General features: G+C 60.2%; 16 protein-coding genes, 1 other RNA gene and 2 pseudogenes. 13 read left to right on the top strand and 6 right to left on the bottom strand.

Annotation, left to right across the window (positions count from 1 at the left end; all coding sequences use genetic code 11):
• Positions 1–4: 4 nt before the first annotated feature.
• A complete protein-coding gene (bmt, locus tag AC0L4F_RS07735; protein ID WP_244687065.1) occupies positions 5–1,015 on the top strand; it encodes a betaine--homocysteine S-methyltransferase in 1,011 nt (336 codons plus the stop codon).
• Positions 1,016–1,178: 163 nt separating this feature from the next.
• On the opposite strand, the gene AC0L4F_RS07740 is transcribed toward bmt, so the two are convergent.
• On the bottom strand, positions 1,179–2,264 hold the full coding sequence (locus tag AC0L4F_RS07740) for a PA0069 family radical SAM protein (RefSeq protein ID WP_244687067.1): 1,086 nt from the start codon (positions 2,262–2,264) through the stop codon (positions 1,179–1,181).
• 177 nt (positions 2,265–2,441) lie between these two features.
• On the opposite strand from AC0L4F_RS07740, the gene AC0L4F_RS07745 reads away from it, so the two are divergent.
• Both AC0L4F_RS07745 and AC0L4F_RS07750 read left to right on the top strand, forming a co-directional pair.
• Positions 2,442–3,143 (top strand): corrinoid protein, encoded by a 702-nt coding sequence (locus AC0L4F_RS07745; RefSeq protein WP_244687069.1) that lies wholly within the window; start codon positions 2,442–2,444, stop codon positions 3,141–3,143.
• Positions 3,144–3,151: 8 nt separating this feature from the next.
• Positions 3,152–3,871: a DUF1638 domain-containing protein gene (locus AC0L4F_RS07750; protein ID WP_244687071.1), complete on the top strand. Its 720-nt coding sequence runs from the start codon at positions 3,152–3,154 to the stop codon at positions 3,869–3,871.
• 155 nt (positions 3,872–4,026) lie between these two features.
• On the opposite strand, the gene aroB is transcribed toward AC0L4F_RS07750, so the two are convergent.
• Together aroB and AC0L4F_RS07760 are read right to left on the bottom strand one after the other, a co-directional pair.
• A complete protein-coding gene (gene aroB, locus AC0L4F_RS07755) occupies positions 4,027–5,148 on the bottom strand; it encodes a 3-dehydroquinate synthase (RefSeq protein ID WP_244687073.1) in 1,122 nt (373 codons plus the stop codon).
• Positions 5,145–5,692 (bottom strand): annotated as a pseudogene (locus AC0L4F_RS07760) (shikimate kinase). Before AC0L4F_RS07760 ends, aroB begins: the two are co-directional and overlap by 4 nt.
• A gap of 347 nt (positions 5,693–6,039) precedes the next feature.
• Between AC0L4F_RS07760 and AC0L4F_RS07765 the strand changes: the two are divergent.
• The 4 genes from AC0L4F_RS07765 (at position 6,040) to AC0L4F_RS07780 (ending at position 10,079) form a co-directional block, all read left to right on the top strand.
• Positions 6,040–7,302: a hypothetical protein gene (locus AC0L4F_RS07765; protein ID WP_244687076.1), complete on the top strand. Its 1,263-nt coding sequence runs from the start codon at positions 6,040–6,042 to the stop codon at positions 7,300–7,302.
• On the top strand, positions 7,259–7,636 hold the full coding sequence (locus tag AC0L4F_RS07770; protein WP_244687078.1) for a hypothetical protein: 378 nt from the start codon (positions 7,259–7,261) through the stop codon (positions 7,634–7,636). Before AC0L4F_RS07765 ends, AC0L4F_RS07770 begins: the two co-directional genes overlap by 44 nt.
• 3 nt (positions 7,637–7,639) lie before the next feature.
• The gene (locus AC0L4F_RS07775) at positions 7,640–8,563 is read left to right on the top strand and encodes a site-specific tyrosine recombinase XerD (RefSeq protein ID WP_244687080.1); all 924 of its coding nucleotides are present in this window, start codon (positions 7,640–7,642) and stop codon (positions 8,561–8,563) included.
• Between the two features lie 205 nt (positions 8,564–8,768).
• On the top strand, positions 8,769–10,079 hold the full coding sequence (locus AC0L4F_RS07780) for an HlyC/CorC family transporter (RefSeq protein WP_244687083.1): 1,311 nt from the start codon (positions 8,769–8,771) through the stop codon (positions 10,077–10,079).
• A 321-nt stretch (positions 10,080–10,400) separates the two neighbouring features.
• Here the strand turns inward: AC0L4F_RS07780 and AC0L4F_RS07785 are convergent, their stop codons facing one another.
• Positions 10,401–10,535: a hypothetical protein gene (locus AC0L4F_RS07785; protein ID WP_280520519.1), complete on the bottom strand. Its 135-nt coding sequence runs from the start codon at positions 10,533–10,535 to the stop codon at positions 10,401–10,403.
• A gap of 183 nt (positions 10,536–10,718) precedes the next feature.
• On the opposite strand from AC0L4F_RS07785, the gene AC0L4F_RS07790 reads away from it, so the two are divergent.
• Positions 10,719–12,731 (top strand): DUF4214 domain-containing protein, encoded by a 2,013-nt coding sequence (locus AC0L4F_RS07790; RefSeq protein ID WP_244687085.1) that lies wholly within the window; start codon positions 10,719–10,721, stop codon positions 12,729–12,731.
• A gap of 213 nt (positions 12,732–12,944) precedes the next feature.
• On the opposite strand, the gene AC0L4F_RS07795 is transcribed toward AC0L4F_RS07790, so the two are convergent.
• Entirely contained in the window at positions 12,945–13,988 is a 1,044-nt protein-coding gene (locus AC0L4F_RS07795; protein ID WP_244687087.1) for a fatty acid desaturase, read from the bottom strand.
• A 129-nt stretch (positions 13,989–14,117) separates the two neighbouring features.
• A complete protein-coding gene (locus tag AC0L4F_RS07800; protein WP_244687089.1) occupies positions 14,118–15,116 on the bottom strand; it encodes a hypothetical protein in 999 nt (332 codons plus the stop codon).
• Between the two features lie 187 nt (positions 15,117–15,303).
• On the opposite strand from AC0L4F_RS07800, the pseudogene AC0L4F_RS07805 reads away from it, so the two are divergent.
• From AC0L4F_RS07805 to AC0L4F_RS07825, 5 genes and pseudogenes are all read left to right on the top strand, one after another.
• Positions 15,304–16,163 (top strand): annotated as a pseudogene (locus AC0L4F_RS07805) (DMT family transporter).
• A 20-nt stretch (positions 16,164–16,183) separates the two neighbouring features.
• Positions 16,184–16,533: a transfer-messenger RNA gene (gene ssrA, locus AC0L4F_RS07810) on the top strand.
• Positions 16,534–16,762: 229 nt separating this feature from the next.
• Positions 16,763–17,593, top strand: coding sequence for a chromate resistance protein ChrB domain-containing protein (locus tag AC0L4F_RS07815; RefSeq protein ID WP_244687091.1), 831 nt, complete (start codon positions 16,763–16,765; stop codon positions 17,591–17,593).
• Positions 17,594–17,675: 82 nt separating this feature from the next.
• Positions 17,676–18,845 carry a chromate efflux transporter gene (gene chrA, locus AC0L4F_RS07820; RefSeq protein ID WP_348524075.1) on the top strand — a complete coding sequence of 390 codons (1,170 nt, stop codon included), beginning with the start codon at positions 17,676–17,678 and terminating at the stop codon, positions 18,843–18,845.
• A gap of 74 nt (positions 18,846–18,919) precedes the next feature.
• Positions 18,920–19,396: an SspB family protein gene (locus AC0L4F_RS07825; protein WP_244687093.1), complete on the top strand. Its 477-nt coding sequence runs from the start codon at positions 18,920–18,922 to the stop codon at positions 19,394–19,396.
• The last annotated feature ends 52 nt before the right edge of the window (positions 19,397–19,448 follow it).

Here is a 19,448-nt window from a genome sequence, read left to right on the forward strand (position 1 = left end):
CCCCATGACCAATGCCCTAAGCACCCTTTTGCAAAGCCGCGACTGGCTTTTGACCGATGGCGCCACCGGCACCACCCTGTTCAACATGGGGCTGACGGCGGGCGACGCGCCCGAATTGTGGAATGTGGACGAACCCGACAAGATTCGCGCGCTTTATCGCGGTGCGGTCGAGGCCGGTTCGGATATTTTCCTGACAAATTCCTTTGGCGGCAATGCCTCGCGGTTGAAGCTGCACAATGCTCAGGATCGCGTTCTGGAACTGAACCGCATCGCTGCCGAACTGGGCCGCGAAGTGGCCGATGCCGCCGGACGCCCGGTTGTGGTGGCCGGGTCGGTTGGGCCGACCGGCGACATCATGGAACCTGTCGGCACCCTGTCCCATGCGGACGCGGTTGAAATGTTCCACGAACAGGCCGAGGGGCTGAAAGCCGGGGGCGCAGATGTGCTCTGGGTCGAGACGATTTCCGCCCCCGAAGAATACCGTGCCGCAGCCGAGGCCTTTGCCCTGGCGGACATGCCATGGTGTGGCACCATGAGTTTCGACACCGCTGGCCGCACCATGATGGGTGTGACAGCCGCTGATATGGTGCAAATGGTACAGAGCCTGCCCAATCGCCCGCTGGCCTTTGGCGCCAATTGTGGCACCGGCGCCTCGGATCTTCTGCGCACAACCCTCAGCTTTGCGGCCCAAGCCCCGGAAGTCCCGGTGATCGCCAAGGGCAATGCCGGCATCCCGAAATATGTCGACGGTCACATCCATTATGATGGCACGCCGGAATTGATGGCAGAATATGCGATCATGGCGCGTGACGCCGGTGCAACGATCATTGGCGGCTGTTGTGGCACCCTGCCCGAACACCTGCGCGCCATGCGCGAGGCGCTGGAAACCCGCCCGCGTGGCGACAAACGCCCAACGCTGGAGCAAATCGTCGCTGCAACCGGTGGGTTTTCGTCGGACAGCGACGGCTCTGGCGAAGACAAGGCCCCGGCCCGAAAACGCCGCCGTCGCGGCTGATCCCAAGGCGCAAGCCTTCCTTAACCAAGATTGGGGTATTCCCGTGGCATGTCTTCCGTGCCTGATCACATCCGTCCCGACGATTGGCTCTGCGCCTTGCCCGCCTTGTGCGCTGCCTTTCGCGCGGCGGCACAGGGTGGCGTGCCGCGTCGTCAAAGCCGCGTCAGAACAGGTCCAATTGATCCCCCGGTTGCGCGGGCACCTTGAACAGATCACACCGCAACCCGGACACCCGGCGATCCAGCCCAAGCGCCCGTGCCTTGCGCCGGAACCGCGCGGCGATGATTTCGGCATAATGCCCTTCGCCCCGCATCCGATGGCCCCATCGGGCGTCATAATCCTTGCCACCGTGCATTTCCCGCAGCCGCGCCATGACGCGCGCGGCGCGATCCGGGTAATGTTCGGCCAGCCAGGCCTGCCACAACGGCGACACCTCCTGCGGCAAGCGCAACATGATCCAGCTTGCGGCATCGGCCCCCGCCGCCGCGCCTGCGTCCAGAATCCTCTCCATCTCGGGGTCGGTCAAGGCCGGCACCACCGGCGACACCATCAACCGCACGGGAATTCCGGCCTCTGTCAATCGACGGATGGTTGCCATCCGGCGGCTGGGGGCTGGCACGCGCGGCTCCATCTTGCGGGCCAGATCGCGGTCCAACGTGGTCACGGAAACCCCGACCCGCGCCAATCCCTGTGCCGCCATCGGCGCCAGAATATCAATGTCACGTTCGACCAACGTGCCCTTGGTGACAATCGCCACCGGATGACGGAACGCCGCAAGCACCTCAAGACAGGCGCGCATGATGCCACGGTCACGCTCCAGCGGTTGATAGGGATCGGTATTGGTGCCGATGGCAATCGGGGCGACGCGGTATTTGCGCGCCCGCAACTCACGCGCCAGAACCTCGGGGGCATTGGGCCGGGCCACCAACCGGGTTTCGAAATCCAAACCCGGCGACAGCCCAAGGTAGGCGTGACTGGGCCGGGCAAAACAATAGATACAGCCATGCTCGCAGCCGCGATAGGGATTGATCGAACGATCAAACGGCAAATCGGGCGAGCGGTTATAGGTGATCAAACTGCGCGCAACCTCCTCTCGGATCTCGGTGCGCACCAACGGCAGATCTTCCTCGATCTCCCAGCCATCATGCGCCGCAACCCGGGCATGACGCTCGTATCGACCGGTTTCGTTGCGGGTCGCCCCCCGTCCCGGCCTTTGTCGCAAGGTGATATCAGGCGGCAATTCATCCATGCCGACACTTTAGAACAGAACACGAACACTTGCAATTCCGACCATCCAGATTCGCAGATCCAACCGGCACAGGTCGGTTGCGTTCGCGCCAATGTCGCAATCCGGCAATCAAAGCCCGCGCATTTTGGCGAATGCTGGTCACAACCGGGTCGCCAGACCCAAAAAGGGAACTTCGCTATGTCTGACGAAGACGACGACATCATCCTTTCCGAACTGAACGACGACGACCTTGTGCAGCAGATGCACGATGATCTCTACGATGGTCTGCGTGAAGAAATCGAAGAAGCTGTCAACATCCTGCTGGAACGCGGCTGGCAACCATATGACGTGTTGACCACCGCGCTGGTTGGCGGGATGACGATTGTGGGCCAGGATTTCCGCGACGGCATCCTGTTTGTTCCCGAGGTGCTGCTGGCGGCCAACGCGATGAAGGGCGGCATGGCGATCCTGAAACCGCTTTTGGCGGAAACCGGTGCGCCGCGCATGGGCAAGATGGTGATCGGCACGGTCAAGGGCGACATCCACGACATCGGCAAGAACCTGGTTTCCATGATGATGGAAGGTGCCGGCTTCGAAGTGGTCGATCTGGGCATCAACAACCCGGTGGAAAACTATCTGGACACCGCCAAGGCAGAAGGCGCAGACATCGTCGGCATGTCGGCGCTTTTGACCACCACGATGCCCTATATGAAGGTTGTGATCGACACGATGGTCGAAACCGGCATTCGCGATGATTACATCGTGCTGGTCGGTGGCGCCCCGCTGAACGAAGAATTCGGGCGGGCCATCGGCGCGGATGCCTATTGCCGCGACGCTGCGGTGGCGGTCGAAACCGCCAAATCCTTTGTGGCACGCAAACACAACCAACTGGCGGGGTAGATCCAGCCATGACCACGGCCTCGCCCCCGATGGATATGGGCCTGACGGATGCGGGCACTAAGGATGCCGGGCTGGCGGATGTGGGGCTGACGGATGCGGGGCTGACGGATGCGGGGCTGACAAATTCGGGCCTCGCCCCCGCGGGCAAGGGCCGCATCCTGTTGATTGCCTGCGGGGCTTTGGCGCGTGAAATTCTGGCGCTGAAGTCCGCCAACGGCTGGGACCATCTTGACCTGACCTGTTTGCCCGCCAAATTGCACAACACACCGGATCAGATCACGGATGCGGTGCGGGCAGCGGTGGCACGTCACCGCGACGCCTATGACCGGCTGTTTGTGGTCTATGCCGATTGCGGCACCGGTGGCCGGCTGGCCGCGGCCTGTGACGACATGGGCGTCGAAATGGTGCCCGGTCCGCATTGCTATAGTTTCTTCGAAGGCAATCAGACGTTTGCCGCCCGCGAGGAATTCACGGCCTTCTTCCTGACCGATTTTTTGGTGCGTCAGTTTGATGCCTTTGTCTGGCAACCGCTCGGGCTGGATCGTCATCCAGAGCTGCGCGAGATGTATTTTGGCAATTATGACAAGCTGGTCTATCAGGCGCAGACCGATGATCCCGCTCTGACAGAGAAAGCCCAAGCCTGTGCTGATCGGCTGGGTCTGGCTTTTGAGCGCCGTTTTACCGGCTACGGCGATTTGACCGCGATCCTCGACCGCTTTGCCAAGTAACCCCGCAAGAAACGCCAGGTTCACGGCCTGTGGCATCTACCGGATTTGCGTATTTTAAAAAGAGAAGAAGCAGATGGATCGCGCCCTGCACGGGCTTCTTCTCTTCTTAAATACGCCTGTTCCTACGTTGCCCGACGCGCAGGCGTTTGCGATGGTTATTGTGCCAAGCCATCCCGAAGAACGTCAAGCACAACTGCGCTCGGCACCTCTGCGGTCACAAATGCCGCGCCAATGCCGCGCGCCAGAATGAAGCGCAATTGGCCGTCGACGACTTTCTTGTCCTGTCCCATCAGGTCCAAGAGCGCCTCTGCCCCCGGCAGATCGCCGGGAATATCCGCCAGATCGCATTTCATGCCCATGGATTTCAAATGCGCCCGCACCCGGCTTGGATCCTCTTGCGAACACAGTCCAAGCCGCGACGACAGCTCAAACGCCATCGCACAGCCGATTGCTACGCCTTCGCCATGCAGCAACCGGTCGGAATAACCGGTCGCGGCCTCCAAGGCATGACAGAAGGTATGCCCAAGGTTCAGCAATGCGCGGTCGCCCTGTTCGGTTTCGTCACGCACCACGATCTCGGCCTTCATCTCACAGGAGCGGCGCACCGCGTGAATGCGGGCTGCGGCGTCGCCTGCGGCCATCTTGGGGCCATTGACCTCTAGCCATTCAAAGAAGGCCAGATCGCCCAGCATGCCGTATTTGATCACCTCGCCATAACCGGCAAGGAAATCGCGCGGCGTCAGCGTGTTCAACACATCGGTATCCGCCAGTACCAGCGACGGCTGATGAAACGCACCGATCAGGTTCTTGCCCTGCGGGGCATTGATCCCGGTTTTGCCGCCAACCGAGCTGTCGACCTGGGCCAGAAGCGAGGTCGGGATCTGTACGAACCGCACCCCGCGGCGCAGAACCGAGGCTGCAAATCCCGCCAGATCGCCGATTACCCCGCCGCCAAGCGCCACGACAACGTCACGGCGTTCGATCTTTTGCTCCAGCAGCCATTCGACCGCGCGCGAAAACTGGGGCCAGGCCTTTGTCGCTTCGCCCGGAGGCAGGGCCAGGGCCACCATCTCGATACCTTCGGAGGCCAATCCGGCCCGCAGGCCGTCCAGATGCGCCGCCGCGACGTTTTCATCCGTGATCACCGCAACACGGGGCCGCGCCAGAAACGGCGCAATTTCGGCACCTGCGCGGACCAAAAGACCGCCCCCGATGCGAATGTCATAAGCCCGATCGCCCAGCGGGACGTGCACGGTTTCACCAAAAGTCTGGGTCATTCCTGTCTCTCCAACACATCGGGGCGCAGTTCCAGCTGGTCCAGCACCCGCGCCGCAGTTTGATCGATTGTAAAAGTCTTCTCAGCCTTCACCTTGATGTCGGCCTTGGCGTATTCCGGCACCCGCAGCTCATAAAGATGTTTCAGCGTTGCATAGGGATCTGCGGTGCGCAGCAGCGGCCGGGTGTCTTTGTGCCCGACGCGATGCCACAGAACATCCAGATCGGCATCCAGCCAGACGGCCACGCCCTTGGCCGAAATCATGTCCCGGTTGGTCCCCGAAAGAAAGGCCCCGCCGCCAGTCGACAGAACACAACGTTGCGTGCCCAGAAGCGGCCGATCACCTGGGTTTCCTTCTGGCGGAAAAACGCCTCGCCATCGCGAGAGAAGATCTCGGCAATCGACATATTTGCCGCTTCGACAATCTCTGCGTCCGAATCCAGAAACGGCACGCCCAGACGATGCGCAAGCGCCCGTCCCACCGCCGTCTTTCCGGCGCCCATCATTCCGACCATCACAATGGTCTTATTCACCTGCCAGCGCATATTCTCGTCGTTTTCGGGCTGAAAAACGCCAACCCCATTCAAAATGTTGTTTCCTGGACGTGAATGACGTGAACTTGGGCAAAAGGCCAGATATAAGAAACAAAAAACCACCCCGCAAAGCGGGTTCCTTCACACCCACCGGACCGGGCGGTGACGTCGCGGTGCCGCGTTGGGCAAAGACATTGGCAAAGGCAGAGGCAGTCACGCGATGGGGCGATTGATCAAATATCTCTTTTATCTGGCAATTTTGGCCGGAATTGGCCTTGTGGGCTATGCATATATCGGGCCGTTTTTCGGGGCCGATTTTTCACCCCCGGCACAAGAGATTCGCAGGCCGGTGGAACTCGATGCGGGTTAAACAGGCCTGGTGCGGGGCGATGATGCTGGCGATGGCCGCAACGCCATCGGCCGCACAGGACCCTTTGTCGGCGATTGACTGGCTTGATCGGCAATCTCTTGCCGACGATGATCTGGCGCTTGCGCCAAATGCCGCGCGCCCGTCAAATGCGGCCCGCCCGCCCGGTAATGGCCCGTCGACGAAACCCGCCATCGCCGAGCCGCCGGTGACCAGAGACGCCCGCCGGCCAGAGATCACCGTCAGGCCGCTGGATGAAGCGACCAGCGACGCTGTCGGGCTATTGCCATCCCATGTGACCGGATTTCCGCAATCCCTGTGGCAGGGCAGCGATGCCGCCCGATTGTCGGATCTGATGATTGCGCAGAATGTCGATGGCCAGCCGGCCATGCAATCGCTGCTGTTTGCACTTTTGTTGGCCGAGGCCCTGCCGCCCGCCCAATCCGAAGGCCGTTTCCTGATGGCGCGGGTCGACCGGTTGATCGCGCTGGGGGCCGTGGCCCAGGCGGCGGAACTGTTGTCGCAGGCCCATGCCGATGAAGACCGCGACCTGTATGCCCGGGTGCTGGATCTGGCGCTGCTGTCCGGTCCCGGCGTTTCGGCCTGTGAAAAGCTGGTTGAAGATCCCGGAATGGCGCCGGATCTGGACACGCGGGTCTATTGTCTTGCGCAGGGGGGGCAATGGGATCTGGCTTTGACCACATTGGAAACCGGGCGCGCCCTGGGCGACATCACGGCGGCGCGGTATTCCCTTTTGCTGGCCTTTCTCGACCCGGAGCTGGCCTCTGGCCTGCCGACCCTGCCCCCGTCCCAGCGGCTGACGCCCTTGGAATACCGCCTGCATGAGGCAATTGGCGAGCCTGTGCCAACCCAAAGACTTCCCCGTGCCTTTGCCACGGATGATCTGACCGGGGACAGTGGTTGGAAGGCCCAGATCGAGGCCGGTGAACGTCTGGTGCGCGCCGGGGCGCTGGCGGAGCAGCGACTGTTTGCATTTTATACCCTTGGGCGGGCCTCGGCCTCTGGCGGGGTTTGGGACCGGGTTCAGGCAGTACAGAGCTTTGAGACCGCACTACAGGCCTGGCGATGTGCGGGCCACGGCCACGACGCTTCTGGCGGTCTGGCCAATGATGGTGGACAACGGGTTGGCCACCGCATTTGCCAAGACATATGCCCGGCAATTGGCGGATCTGCCGCTCACCGGCAGTGCCATGGCGGTCTATCAACAGGTCGCCTTGCTGTCGCCGGACTATGAATTGCTGTCCCGCTTGATGTCGCCACTCGGGCTGCACCAGAAATTTGCCGTGGCCTTGGCCCAGGGGCGCCCGCAAGAGGCCAGTGCCCCGACATCGCGCGCCCGGGCCATTGCCGAAGGTTTCACCACTTCGCCGCCAGCGTCGCTGGTCGCGCTGTTGGACCAGGATAAACTGGGCGAAGTCATTTTGCGCGCCATGTCTTTGGCCTATCAGGGCTATCTCGGCGATGAGACCTCGCTGACCGAAGCGCTGGCCACCCTGCGGCATGTCGGATTGGAAGACACCGCCCGGCGCATGGCATTGCAGGCGCTGTTACTGTCGGCTGAGGGCTGATCCATGGATCACGCACATATTTCAGCCTTTCTTGAGGCTCAGGCCGCCGAATTGGGCGCGGCCAACAACACGCTGCTGGCCTACGGCCGGGATTTGCGGGATCTGGCGGATTGGATGGCGGCGCGGGATCTTTCGTTTGAGACGGCATCACGCGGCGATATCGAAGCCTATCTGGTGCATTGCGAGGCCCAGGGTCTGGCGCGGTCGACGCGGGCGCGCAGGCTCTCGGCGGTCAAGCAGATCTATCGCTTTGCCTTTGAGGAAGGCTGGCGCATGGACAATCCAGCGATCCAGATCGCCGGTCCCGGCAAGGAAAAGCGCCTGCCCAAGACCCTGAGCATTGACGATGTCGAGGCGTTGTTGCAAGCGGCGGCCGCCCATGGCCGGACCGAAGCGGACCGCGCGCGGCACGCCTGTCTGATGCAGGTGCTTTACGCGACCGGATTGCGGGTGACAGAGCTGGTGTCGCTGCCGGTGGCCGCGGTGCGCGGTGATCCGCGGTTGATTCTGGTCCGCGGCAAGGGCGGCAAGGAACGCATGGTGCCGCTGTCCCCGCCTGCGCGTGATACCCTGGTGACCTGGCTGGCGATCCGCGACGCCGACGAAGACGCCGCACGCCAAAAGGGCAAGCCCGCATCGCCGTTTCTGTTTCCGTCGCGCGGCAAGGCCGGGCATCTGACCCGACATTGGTTTTTCAATCTGATCAAGACCTTGGCGGTCGCAGCGAAACTCGATCCCGCTGATGTCACGCCACATACCCTGCGCCATGCCTTTGCCACGCATCTGTTGCAAAACGGCGCCGATCTGCGTGCGATCCAGACGCTTCTGGGCCATGCCGATGTCGCCACAACCGAAATCTATACCCATGTGCTGGAAGAACGGTTGCGGGAATTGGTGCTGGAACATCACCCGCTGGCAAAAGACTGACAGCCGCCGCACATGCCCCCCTGGCCTGACGACAGATCGGCCGCCACTGCACCGTTCAAATCCCTGTTAAAAGCGCCGTACAAATCACCGTTCAAAACATTGGCCACAACAATCCCCAACAGATAGGCAGGCTTTGCGCTGCCTTCCCTTGATCACTGGCGGTTCCACCCCCATAACCTGACCAGATCAACTGAAAGACAGGACCATGGAACCCACAACCGCGTCGATGGACGCCGCCCTTTGGATCACCGCCGCCGCTATCCTTTTGCTTCTGGTGTTATCCGGCTTCTTTTCCGGATCGGAAACAGCGCTGACCGCCGCCTCACGCGGGAAATTGCGCGCCCAGGCGGACAAGGGTAATCTTGGGGCGACACGTGCGCTGGAAATCACCGAAGACAACGAACGGCTGATCGGGTCGGTCCTGTTGGGCAACAACCTGGTCAATATTCTGGCCACCTCGCTTGCGACGGCGTTGTTCACCCGGCTGTTTGGCGAAAGTGGCGTGGCGCTTGCGACGCTGATCATGACCTTGCTGGTGTTGATTTTCGCCGAGGTGCTGCCCAAGACCTATGCCATCACCAATGCCGAAAGCGCCGCTGGCGCGGTGTCACGGCCCATTCAGATCGTGGTAAAGGTGTTTTCGCCGATGGTCAGCGCGGTGCGGGTGCTGGTGCGCGCCCTGCTCAGCCTGTTTGGCGTTCAGACCGATCCCGACAGTCATATCCTTGCAGTGCGCGAAGAAATCGCCGGGGCGCTGAACCTTGGCCATTCCGAAGGCGTGGTGGAAAAGGAAGACCGCGACCGTATTCTGGGCGCGTTGGATCTGGCGGAACGCACGGTCGAGGAAATCATGTTGCACCGCTCCGGCATCGAGATGATCGACGCCGATACCCCGCCGCGCGACATCCTGACCCAATGTCTTCAGAGCCGCCACACGCGGTTGCCGATCTACAAGGACGACCCCGAAAATATCATCGGCGTGATCCACGCCAAGGATCTGTTGCGCGCGATGTACAAATTGGTCGACAACACCGGCGCACCGGCGGATGTGATCAACGGCTTTGACATCACGTCGATCGCCATGAAACCCTATTTCGTGCCGGACACCACATCACTGGATGACCAAATGCGTCAGTTCCTGCGGCGGCGCACCCATTTCGCGCTGGTGGTGGATGAATACGGCTCGCTCGAAGGTCTGATCACGCTTGAGGACATTCTGGAAGAGATCGTTGGTGAAATCACCGATGAATTCGACCCCGACGCCGAACATTCGGTGCTGGGCGGCGATGACGGCCATTTTCATGTCGATGGCGCGATGACCATCCGGGATCTGAACCGCGCCACCGATTGGAACCTGCCGGACGACACCGCCAACACCGTGGCCGGTCTGGTGATCCATGAGGCCCAGATCATTCCCGCCGTGGGCCAGGTGTTTTCCTTCCACGGGTTCCGGTTCGAGGTCACAGAACGCAAGGACAACCGCATCACCCGGCTGAAAATTCGCCCCCTGTCGTGAGCATGATCTGATCCGGCATAGCGCTGGTCGTGACCTGAAACTGACAGGATATGACGGCGGCGGAGCCGCATTGCGGCCCGCCCCGGGCACCCCGCCTGTATCTAATCCACTTGCAAAAATGGCAAGCGAAATTACGCTGAAAAATTCGGCGCGATAGCTTGCCACATTGCGCCCTGCGGCCTACGGTCTGGCCAGAATCCACGACGATGCCAGCTGTGCTCGTGGATTAATGTCAAACCAATAAACAGTTTCATATCATTTCAGGCAGAAAGGTTTTCCATGCCAGACGAATATTCAAACGACATCACAACCACAGGTGTATTAAGCCTCAATTCTGAAATCTCCGGCATTTTCGAAACCATTGGCGATGTCGATTGGTTCGCGGTCGAGCTTCAGCCAGGCGTGCAGTACGAGATCAATCTCGAAGGCGCCGAGACCAGCAAAGGCACGACCCACAATCCCATCTTTCTGGGGCTTTACGATTCAGCGGGTCAAACCACAGGCCTGGGATACAACGACAATGGCGGTTTCTTTCTCAACAGCCGGGTCACCCCACAGGTTACGGAAAGCGGCACATATTACATTGCCGCCGGACAGCACGGCCCCTATTCGACGGCTGGCGCGACCTATACCATCAGCATGGAGGAAATCATCGATGATTTCCCGAACACCACCGCCACAACAGGTGTCTTGACCGATGGCACGCCGGTAACCGGCGTATTCGAGCGTGAAAACGACCAAGACTGGTTCAAGATCGAACTGGATGCGAATGTCAGATATGTTGTCGATCTCGAAGGTGCCGAGACGGGAAAAGGGACAGTCGTCGATCCCAAACTCCAAGGACTTTACGATGCTTCCGGAAACCGGTTGGGCCAGGGATATGACGACGACGGCGGCCAGGGCTGGAACAGCCGCGCCGTCCTGAATGTCCAAACTGCGGGCACCTATTATATCAACGCCGCTATGTCATATTCCTCCGCCGATGACCAAACCTATACCATTTCCCTGTCGCGGATCACGGATGATTTCGGCAAATCGCCCGCTGGCGCGGGCCAACTGGACATCGGCACGCCGGTGCAGGGCAATATCGACTTTGACTATGCCACTGTCCGAGCGACTGACCGCGACTGGTTCGAGGTCTCTTTGGAGGCCAATGTCTTTTATCAATTTGGGGTCTCTACCCCGGACACGCTGACCGACCCAACTGAAGTTGTACCGGGTATAAAAATGCGCGCTGCCGACGGCACATCCCTAGAGCCCACTACCTCTCGGTATGATTACCAACAACACGCCATATTCCAGGAAGATACCGTGGCCTATATCGAGGTCGCACAGTTTCGTAACTTCTCCGACCCGCTTCTCGGAGAATATCAACTGGATGGCCAAGAAGTCTATCGTAGCACCGATGCGGAAATCGCAGCGCTGGACGGCCAACCGCCAGTAAACATCGTGTCGGTGAATGCCCCCTCCTATTCTGATCGCGCGGCCAGCAATTTGCATGATGCCGTTTTCGGCAGTGAAGGTGACGACTTCCTTCGAGGGTTTAACGGAGCCGACACCATACTTGGCGGTGCGGGCGATGATGTGATCATCGGCGATGATAGACTGCGAAACGATCACGATTTAGAAGTGTCCGCCATGGTGTATCGCGCCTATGCGCTGGTCCTCGATCGTGTTCCAGATGCGGGTGGGTTTGATACCTTTTCGCAGATACAAACTTGGAACAATGTCTATAAAGTCGCGAATTCGATGGTGAACAGTAAGGAGTTCAGCCAACGCTTCGGCGATATGACAAACGAGGAATATGTCGACTTTCTTTATTCCAATCTGCGCGGTGTCGAGGGGCCGGTGGACGATCCGGCACGACAACAGATGATCGATTTTCTCGATGCCAGTGGGCAAACGTATTACTACTGGGACGATCGCCGCGCTGAAATCGCCATGCGTTTCATTGAAAGTGAAGAAGCCACGAACCGGTTTAGTGAGCCTGCGCTTGACTACATCATGCGCAACAATCCGTCCGACTCCAGTGACGAAGTCTTTTCGATGTACGATGCCCTGTTCGACCGGTTGCCGGATGTGGGCGGCTTCAGGAATTGGGTCGTCGATATGGGTAATGGTCGCGATCTTGCAGAGTTGGCCGAGAAATTTCTTGGATCGGCGGAATTTGCTCAGTACGGCAACCTTTCGGATCGCGCCTTTGCCGAACGGGTGCTGGGCAACCTGTCCGACACCGCACCGACCGAGGCCGAGGTCGATATCGCCGCGGGGCTGCTGGCGGGGGGCGTGGCGCGGGCTGATTTCACGGCAGCCATGGTCATGCTTGCGGATGACAGCGGCCTAGAGGATTGGATGCGCAGCCTGAAAGCGGATGACGTGCTGATCGGCGGTGCCGGTGACGACATCCTCTATGGCGGTTTGATGTCCGACAAATTCGTCTTCTCGCCCGATGCGGCCGGGACTGACCGTGTCAAGGATCTGGATGCCTGGGATACGGTCGATCTGACCGCCTTTGACTTTGCTGATGTCGTCGACGCTTTGACCGCCTTCCGCCAGGAGGGCGACCAGGTGGTGTTCGAACAGGGCGACGTCACGGTGCGTTTCGCGCAGACCGATCTGTCGATCTTTGACGCCGATATGCTGTTGGTCTGACAGGGGCTGGCTGCGGCTGGCGCGCACCCCGGGCCATTTCATGGCCCGGGACCGCCAACGGCCCGCATTCGACAGGGACAAAACAAAAAATCGGCGATGCCTGGGCGGCTCGCCGATTTTTTTTGGCTGAGAGAATCTATCTGGAAAAACAGGGCCTGCCACCTGCAACGCTGCCAACAGGTCAGGCCGCGCAGCAGGACTTTCCGTGATGGATCAGGCGGCGTTCTTGACCAGCGGTCTGGCCTGGGCAAAGGACAGCAGGCGTTTGCTGTCTTCGTCCCACAGATGCAGCCGCGCATTGGCCAGGCTTTCGCGGATCGTCATGCGGTTGCCGGTCGCCAATTCGATGTGATCGCGCAGCACCGCTGGCAGGCGATAGAACGGAATTCGGGAATACAGGTGATGCACGTGGTGGATGCCGATATTGGCGGTCAGCCATTGCAGCACCGGCGGCATCACGTAATGCGAACTGCCGTGCAGGGCGGCCTCGTGCAATTGCCAGTCTTCCTCGGCCTCCCAATGGGTGGTTTCGAATTGATGCTGCACGTAAAACAACCAAACACCGGCGGTTGCCGCCAAAAGCGTCGAGGGCAGGAAGATCAACAGGATCGCCATCAGCCCGCCGAAGTACCAAATCACCCCCAAAGCGCCAAGAATCGCCGCATTGGTGCACATCGCCGACACCCAATATTGCAGATGCCCGGTCAGCCCCAGCGGCAGACGGTTTTGCAGGAAAAACAGATAGCCCGGCCCAAGACCAAACAGCACCACCGGATGCCGGTAAAGCCGGTACAACAGGCGATTCATCGGCGACAGGGCGCGATATTCCGCCACCGTCAGCGTATGCACATCGCCCATGCCGCGACGCCCAAGGTTGCCGGACGAGCTGTGATGCATGGAATGCGAACGCCGCCAGACATCATAAGGCGTCAAGGTCAGCACACCAATCACCCGCCCCAGCCAATCGCTGAGCGAGCGGTTTTTGAAAAACGCGCCATGGCCGCAATCATGTTGGATCGCAAACAACCGAAGCAAAAACGCGGCATTCACCACCGAAATCGCCAAGGTCAGCCAATAGCTGACCCCCAGCGACCACCAGGCCAAGGTCCACAAGACAACAAAGGGTCCGACGGTCACCCCCAGTTCGAACCAACTGCGCGCGGCGCTGGGTTCACGATAGTCCGAAAGGATTTTGATCCAGTCACGCGCGGCGCGGTCCACTGGATCTTGCGGGTGTGTTACGGATTTTTCAAACATATGCCTGTTTTCATTGTTGGCCGACTTCATAGACGATAAGTGCGCGCGTGCAAATCCAACTTCTGTGTCTATTGCATGTTCCGTAACAAACCCGCGCCGTTTCACGCCAAAACGTGTGTTTTTTGGCGATTATGACTTGATGAACCAGGTGATCGCGTTGCTGTATCCTGCGGCTTGCAACAGCGCGATCTTGGAATCCCATGCGGCGGGACAGACCACGAGAATCGCTGCATTGCCGCGGTCCTTTCGCGCAGCCTCGGCCCTTGCCAGAAGCGCCGCGGCAGAATGGCCGTCGTCGACAAGGGTCGCAGGGTCATCCAGATCAATGTGGTGGAAATCGTCGATGATCCCGATGCGCCCGGCGTCATGGGCCGGTGGCAGATGCAGCGGCGTGGCGGGTTGCGATATGGCGTAGCCTTCGAAAATGCCTTCTGCTTCGGCGACAAACATATCCCGGTCCGGCAAGGTCATGCTGCGTGCCATCCAGGACCCGAACCGCGCATCTGCCTCTGGATGTGGTTTCCAGAAAAGCGGGTTCAGCGCCTCAAGGATCAGTCGGTGTTGGGCGCTGGACGCAACAATCGCGGCCAGATCCGCTTCACCCGCCATGCGAATCTCCGCATCGCTGTCGGCGGACACCAGATCCGTTTTGGAAAAGTAGTTTGTCACCGGCTTATAGTCACTGGCGGCAATCACGGCCTCCCAAGCGCCGCCAACAACGGATGTCGTCAATAGGATCTTGGCCCCGGCGGCCCTCAGATCGGCCTCTGCGGCCGCTAGCAACGCCTGATCGGTGCCCGCAGGCGCATTTGCCGCGACACAGCTGTCTTCCATGATCAAGCCCGGCGCGCCATGTTCCCCGGCATAGATCGGCGGCACCGGCAACAGGATAGAATGTGCCACGCCCACCACATCCTGGCCTTCAACCGCCAACAGCCACTGCTGGCGAAATGGCGGATTGGTGTTTTCCATCGCCGCTTGCAATGTGCTGCGGATTTTCGTTTCGGCCTCTGCGTCCACAACCCAGAACTCCGGGTTTTGCGCGCTGCGCGCTGCGGCGTCCAGCATCATCAGGCCCACGATCTGGTCCAGATCTTCAACTGTAGCGGTGCGTATTTCGATCGACATCAGCGGTCCTCGCCCCCTGTAAGTTTCGGTCTGGGGCCACCCTATGGCGACACCTGACAAGTGTCGAGACAACCAGAACGCGCGCGCCTGCGACCGGCTTGGATCAGCCGAACGCGATTGACCTCTGGTCGCTGACACCCTAGGGCTGAAACCCAGATATCCCCCCGAAAATCCGCCAAAGGTTCAGATGTCCCAACACCGTGGTCCCCTGTTGATGATTGCCGCGATGGCGCTGTTTGCGCTGGAAGACATGTTCCTGAAGGTCGCCATGGCGCAGGTCTCGGTCGGATTCGCCCTGATGGTGTTTGGCGCGGCGGCATGGTCGTGTTTCTGGTCTGGGCGGCGCTGCGGGGCGAGCGGCTCTGGCATCCTGCGATCTTTACGCCGCCGTTGATGTTACGGTCCGTGTCCGAGGTTGCGGGACGGGTGTTTTACACGGTGGCCATCGCCTTTGCCCCGCTGTCGCTGGTGTCGGCGATCCTGCAGGCGACGCCGCTGGTGGTTGCCATCGGGGCGGTGGTGTTTTTTGGCGAAACCGTGGGCTGGCGGCGATGGCTGGCGATCTGCATCGGCTTTGTGGGCGTGTTGATGATCCTGCGCCCAGGCACCGACGCGTTCGAGGTCACATCGGTCCTTGCCGTGCTGGGCATGTTGGGATTTGCCGGGCGCGATCTGGCAACACGCGCCAGCCCGCCCTCGATGTCCAACGTCCAGATCGGGGTCTACGGCTTTTTGATGCTGGTGATTGCAGGCGGGCTTTTGACCGCGTTTCAGGGTGTCGGGCCCCTGCCCGATCTGCACGGCACGGCCGCCTTGCTGGCCGCGATTTTGATCGGGGTTCTGGCCTATACCTGTCTGACGGGGTCGATGCGGATCGGCACCGTGTCGATCACCGTTCCGTTTCGCTACACCCGGCTGATTTTTGCCATGATCCTGGGCATAACGGTGTTTGGCGAGCGGCCCGATCTGATGACATGGTGCGGCGCTGCGGTGATTGTCCTCAGCGGGCTTTACACCCTGTTCCGCAGCGAAAAGGCCGCCGCCTAGGCCGTCTTTTCACGACATCGCCCCTTAACATCCCCACAGATTGGCCCTATATTGCTCTTTGTCCTTCGGGACTATGAACATAAACGCGCTCGTAATAAGCGGTTCGGACCCGGGGGCGGTACCCGGCGTCTCCACCAAACATCCCTCATTTGGGGACCATGGGGACGAAACAGGATCGACGAACGTCTAAAGGAGTTAGCTTTGTTTCGGTGAGTTACCACCGTTATCGGTACACTTAAGCTAGTTGCAAATGACAACAAAGCTCCGATGGCGATGGCTGCGTAAGCGGTCCTAACTATCGAAATCTAAGTCCTCTGGCTTTGCAGCCTTTGGCGGGGTTCGCAGGTACCTGGCAACAGAAACCTGCACTACCTCCCCCTCTCCAATACCCCCGGTACACGACCGGCGCGGACATCACTGCGACTGCGGACGGCGCGATATTAAATCTTCGCGACCCGCGCCACTGGTTTGACAACCGCTGCGCCATGGGGAAGTTTGGCGGCATGGGGCGAATCGCGACTGCCCCGTGAGGCTTCGGCCCAAAGTCGCATCCAACGCCAAGTGACCCGTAATTCAGCGCCACGCGGAAGGGATGTGCCATGCCTGCGCCCAATGAAATTACCGTACCACAGTTAAACCGACTGATCGGAACCCCCGATTGCCCGGATATTGTGGATATCTCGATTGACCCGGATTTTGCTGCCGATCCTTACATGATCCCCGGCTCTTATCGCTTTGCGCATACCGACGCGGCCGGTCTGGTGGCGCGGCTGCGTGGCAAACGCGCGGTCATAATCTGCCAGCGCGGGATCAAGCTTAGCCAGGGCATGACCGCATGGTTGCGCGCCGAAGGGATCAGCGCCGAATACCTGTCTGGTGGCATGTATGGCTGGCGCGATGCGGCGGACACCCTGCGCATTCCCGCCGCCGTGATGCCACCGCCCGTCGATGGCGCAAGCCTCTGGGTCACGCGCCACCGGCCCAAGATCGACCGCATCGCCTGTCCCTGGTTGATCCGCCGGTTTGTGGATCGCAATGCGCGGTTCCTGTTTGTCTCTCCGGCAGAGGTCATAGGCGTTGCCGAACGATTTGGCGCCACGCCATTTGATGTCACGGATGTGTTCTGGTCGCATCGCAACTCGCAATGCACCTTTGACACCATGCTGGAGGAGTTTCAGCTGAAATCCCAGCCGTTGATGCGCATGGCCCGCGTGATCCGTGCCGCAGATACCGATCGCCATGACCTCGATCCGGTTGCTGCGGGACTTTTGGCCATGTCGGTGGGTCTGTCCCGCCAATACCGCGATGACCAGGCGCAGCTGAATGCCGGCATGGTGCTTTATGATGCCTTGTACCGCTGGGCGCGGGACGGCTTTGACGAAACCCACGACTGGCCGGACCCCAGCACAGGCGGAGCGAACAAGACATGAGCATTTCGAATTCTGCATTGTTGCATGCCTTTGGCCGCATTGGTCTGCTGTCCTTTGGCGGGCGGCGGCGCAGATTGCCGTTATGCACCGCGAATTGGTCGACGACCGCAAGTGGCTGACCGAAGAGCAATTCCTGCGTGCGCTCAGCTTTTGCATGATGTTGCCGGGGCCCGAAGCCATGCAATTGGCGACCTATGCCGGGTGGCGGTTGCGCGGCACCTTTGGCGGGGTTCTGGCGGGGCTGTTGTTTGTGCTGCCCGGGGCCTTTGTGATTGCGGCACTGGCGGCGATCTATATCCGTTTTGGCGATGTCGGGCTGGTGCAGACCCTGTTTGTCGGGATCAAGGCGGCGGTGATCGTGATCGTCGCGCAGGCCCTGTGGCGTTTGTCGAAAAAGGCGCTGAAGGACGGGGTTGCGATCCTGCTGGCGGGGGCCGCTTTTGTCGGGTTGTTCCTGTTTCAGCTGCCTTTCCCGCTGATCGTCGGTCTTGCCGCGCTGTTCGGGGCGATGCGCGCCAATTCCGCGCCGACCCCGGAAATTCCGCCCCGGGCCGGGCGCGCGCCGCTGTTGGCGGTGCCGATCTGGGGGGCGCTCTGGCTGATACCGCTGATTGTCCTTTGGGCGCTGAACCAGGACTTTCTGCTGAACCTGTCGCTGTTCTTTGGCAAACTGGCGCTCGTCACCTTTGGCGGTGCTTACGCCGTGCTGGCCTATATGACGCAAGAGGTGGTTCAGGCCCAGGGCTGGATCACCACGCCGGAAATGATCGACGCGCTGGGGCTGGCGGAAACCACGCCGGGGCCTCTAATTCTGGTGACGCAATTTGTCGGCCATCTGGCAGGCTTTCACGAGGCAGGCTGGGGCGGGATGATCCTGGCCGGGTTTCTGGCGCTCTGGATGACCTTTACCCCGTGCTTTCTGTGGATCTTTGCCGGGGCCCCCTATCTGGAACAGATCACCACCCGCCCGCGTATCGGCGCCGCCCTGTCGGCGGTGACGGCGGCCATTGTCGGGGTGATCGCCAACCTGTCGATCTGGTTTGCGCTGAACGTCTGGTTCGCGCAAGCAACCACACGGGACATCGGCCCGGTCCATCTGTTGGTGCCGGACTGGCACAGCCTGTCCCCCGCCGCCGTTATCCTGACCGGTCTGGCCGCGATTTGCATCTTTTGGGGGCGGCTTGCGGTACCGCTAACGTTATTGATATGCGCTTTTGCGGCCTGGGGGCTGACTTTGGTTACCGGAATGTGAAATCCTTGCGCGTCACCCTCTTTTGTTTCGACCCGAATCTTCTATGATTGGGTACAATGTGACGGGGAAAATTCATGTCTCGCAGTATCGACTACGGCAATCTTATGCATCATGCCATGCGCGGATTAATCCGCCGGGTGCTGGAAGACGTTTCTACAAACGGACTTCCCGGTGAGCATCATTTTTTCATAACTTTTGACACCACCCAGCCAAATGTTGAAATGGCGGCCTGGCTGTCGGAACGCTATCCGGCTGATATGACCGTGGTGGTGCAACATTGGTATGAAAATCTGGACGTTGGCGAAGACGGGTTTTCGATTACCCTGAATTTCGGCGATGCGCCGGAACCGCTGTACATCCCTTATGACGCGATCAAGACCTTTGTCGATCCGTCGGTGGAATTTGGCCTGCGCTTCGAATCTCAGGATGATGAGGACGCGCCATTGGCCGCCCTGCCGGAAGAAGAAGACGACAGCGACCCCAAGGCCGACGCCCCAGCGGCCGCAAAAGATGCCGAAGTGGTCAGCCTGGACAGTTTCCGCAAATCATGACCCCGGCGGCGACAGGCCCAAGTTCTGGCAAAGATTTGGGCCAAAGTTCGGG

This window comes from Marinovum sp. J2-8, assembly GCF_055808435.1.

Bases quoted from the DNA above. Each gene is read 5' to 3' on its own strand.
- AC0L4F_RS07795 (WP_244687087.1), bottom strand. From the start codon at position 13,988: ATGTTTGAAAAATCCGTAACACACCCGCAAGATCCAGTGGACCGCGCC.
- aroB (WP_244687073.1), bottom strand. From the start codon at position 5,148: ATGACCCAGACTTTTGGTGAAACCGTGCACGTCCCGCTGGGCGATCGG.
- AC0L4F_RS07790 (WP_244687085.1), top strand. From the start codon at position 10,719: ATGGAGGAAATCATCGATGATTTCCCGAACACCACCGCCACAACAGGT.
- AC0L4F_RS07770 (WP_244687078.1), top strand. From the start codon at position 7,259: ATGGCGGTCTATCAACAGGTCGCCTTGCTGTCGCCGGACTATGAATTG.
- AC0L4F_RS07800 (WP_244687089.1), bottom strand. From the start codon at position 15,116: ATGTCGATCGAAATACGCACCGCTACAGTTGAAGATCTGGACCAGATC.
- AC0L4F_RS07765 (WP_244687076.1), top strand. From the start codon at position 6,040: ATGCGGGTTAAACAGGCCTGGTGCGGGGCGATGATGCTGGCGATGGCC.
- AC0L4F_RS07740 (WP_244687067.1), bottom strand. From the start codon at position 2,264: ATGGATGAATTGCCGCCTGATATCACCTTGCGACAAAGGCCGGGACGG.
- AC0L4F_RS07750 (WP_244687071.1), top strand. From the start codon at position 3,152: ATGACCACGGCCTCGCCCCCGATGGATATGGGCCTGACGGATGCGGGC.
- AC0L4F_RS07780 (WP_244687083.1), top strand. From the start codon at position 8,769: ATGGAACCCACAACCGCGTCGATGGACGCCGCCCTTTGGATCACCGCC.
- AC0L4F_RS07775 (WP_244687080.1), top strand. From the start codon at position 7,640: ATGGATCACGCACATATTTCAGCCTTTCTTGAGGCTCAGGCCGCCGAA.
- chrA (WP_348524075.1), top strand. From the start codon at position 17,676: ATGCACCGCGAATTGGTCGACGACCGCAAGTGGCTGACCGAAGAGCAA.
- bmt (WP_244687065.1), top strand. From the start codon at position 5: ATGACCAATGCCCTAAGCACCCTTTTGCAAAGCCGCGACTGGCTTTTG.
- AC0L4F_RS07825 (WP_244687093.1), top strand. From the start codon at position 18,920: ATGTCTCGCAGTATCGACTACGGCAATCTTATGCATCATGCCATGCGC.
- AC0L4F_RS07815 (WP_244687091.1), top strand. From the start codon at position 16,763: ATGCCTGCGCCCAATGAAATTACCGTACCACAGTTAAACCGACTGATC.
- AC0L4F_RS07745 (WP_244687069.1), top strand. From the start codon at position 2,442: ATGTCTGACGAAGACGACGACATCATCCTTTCCGAACTGAACGACGAC.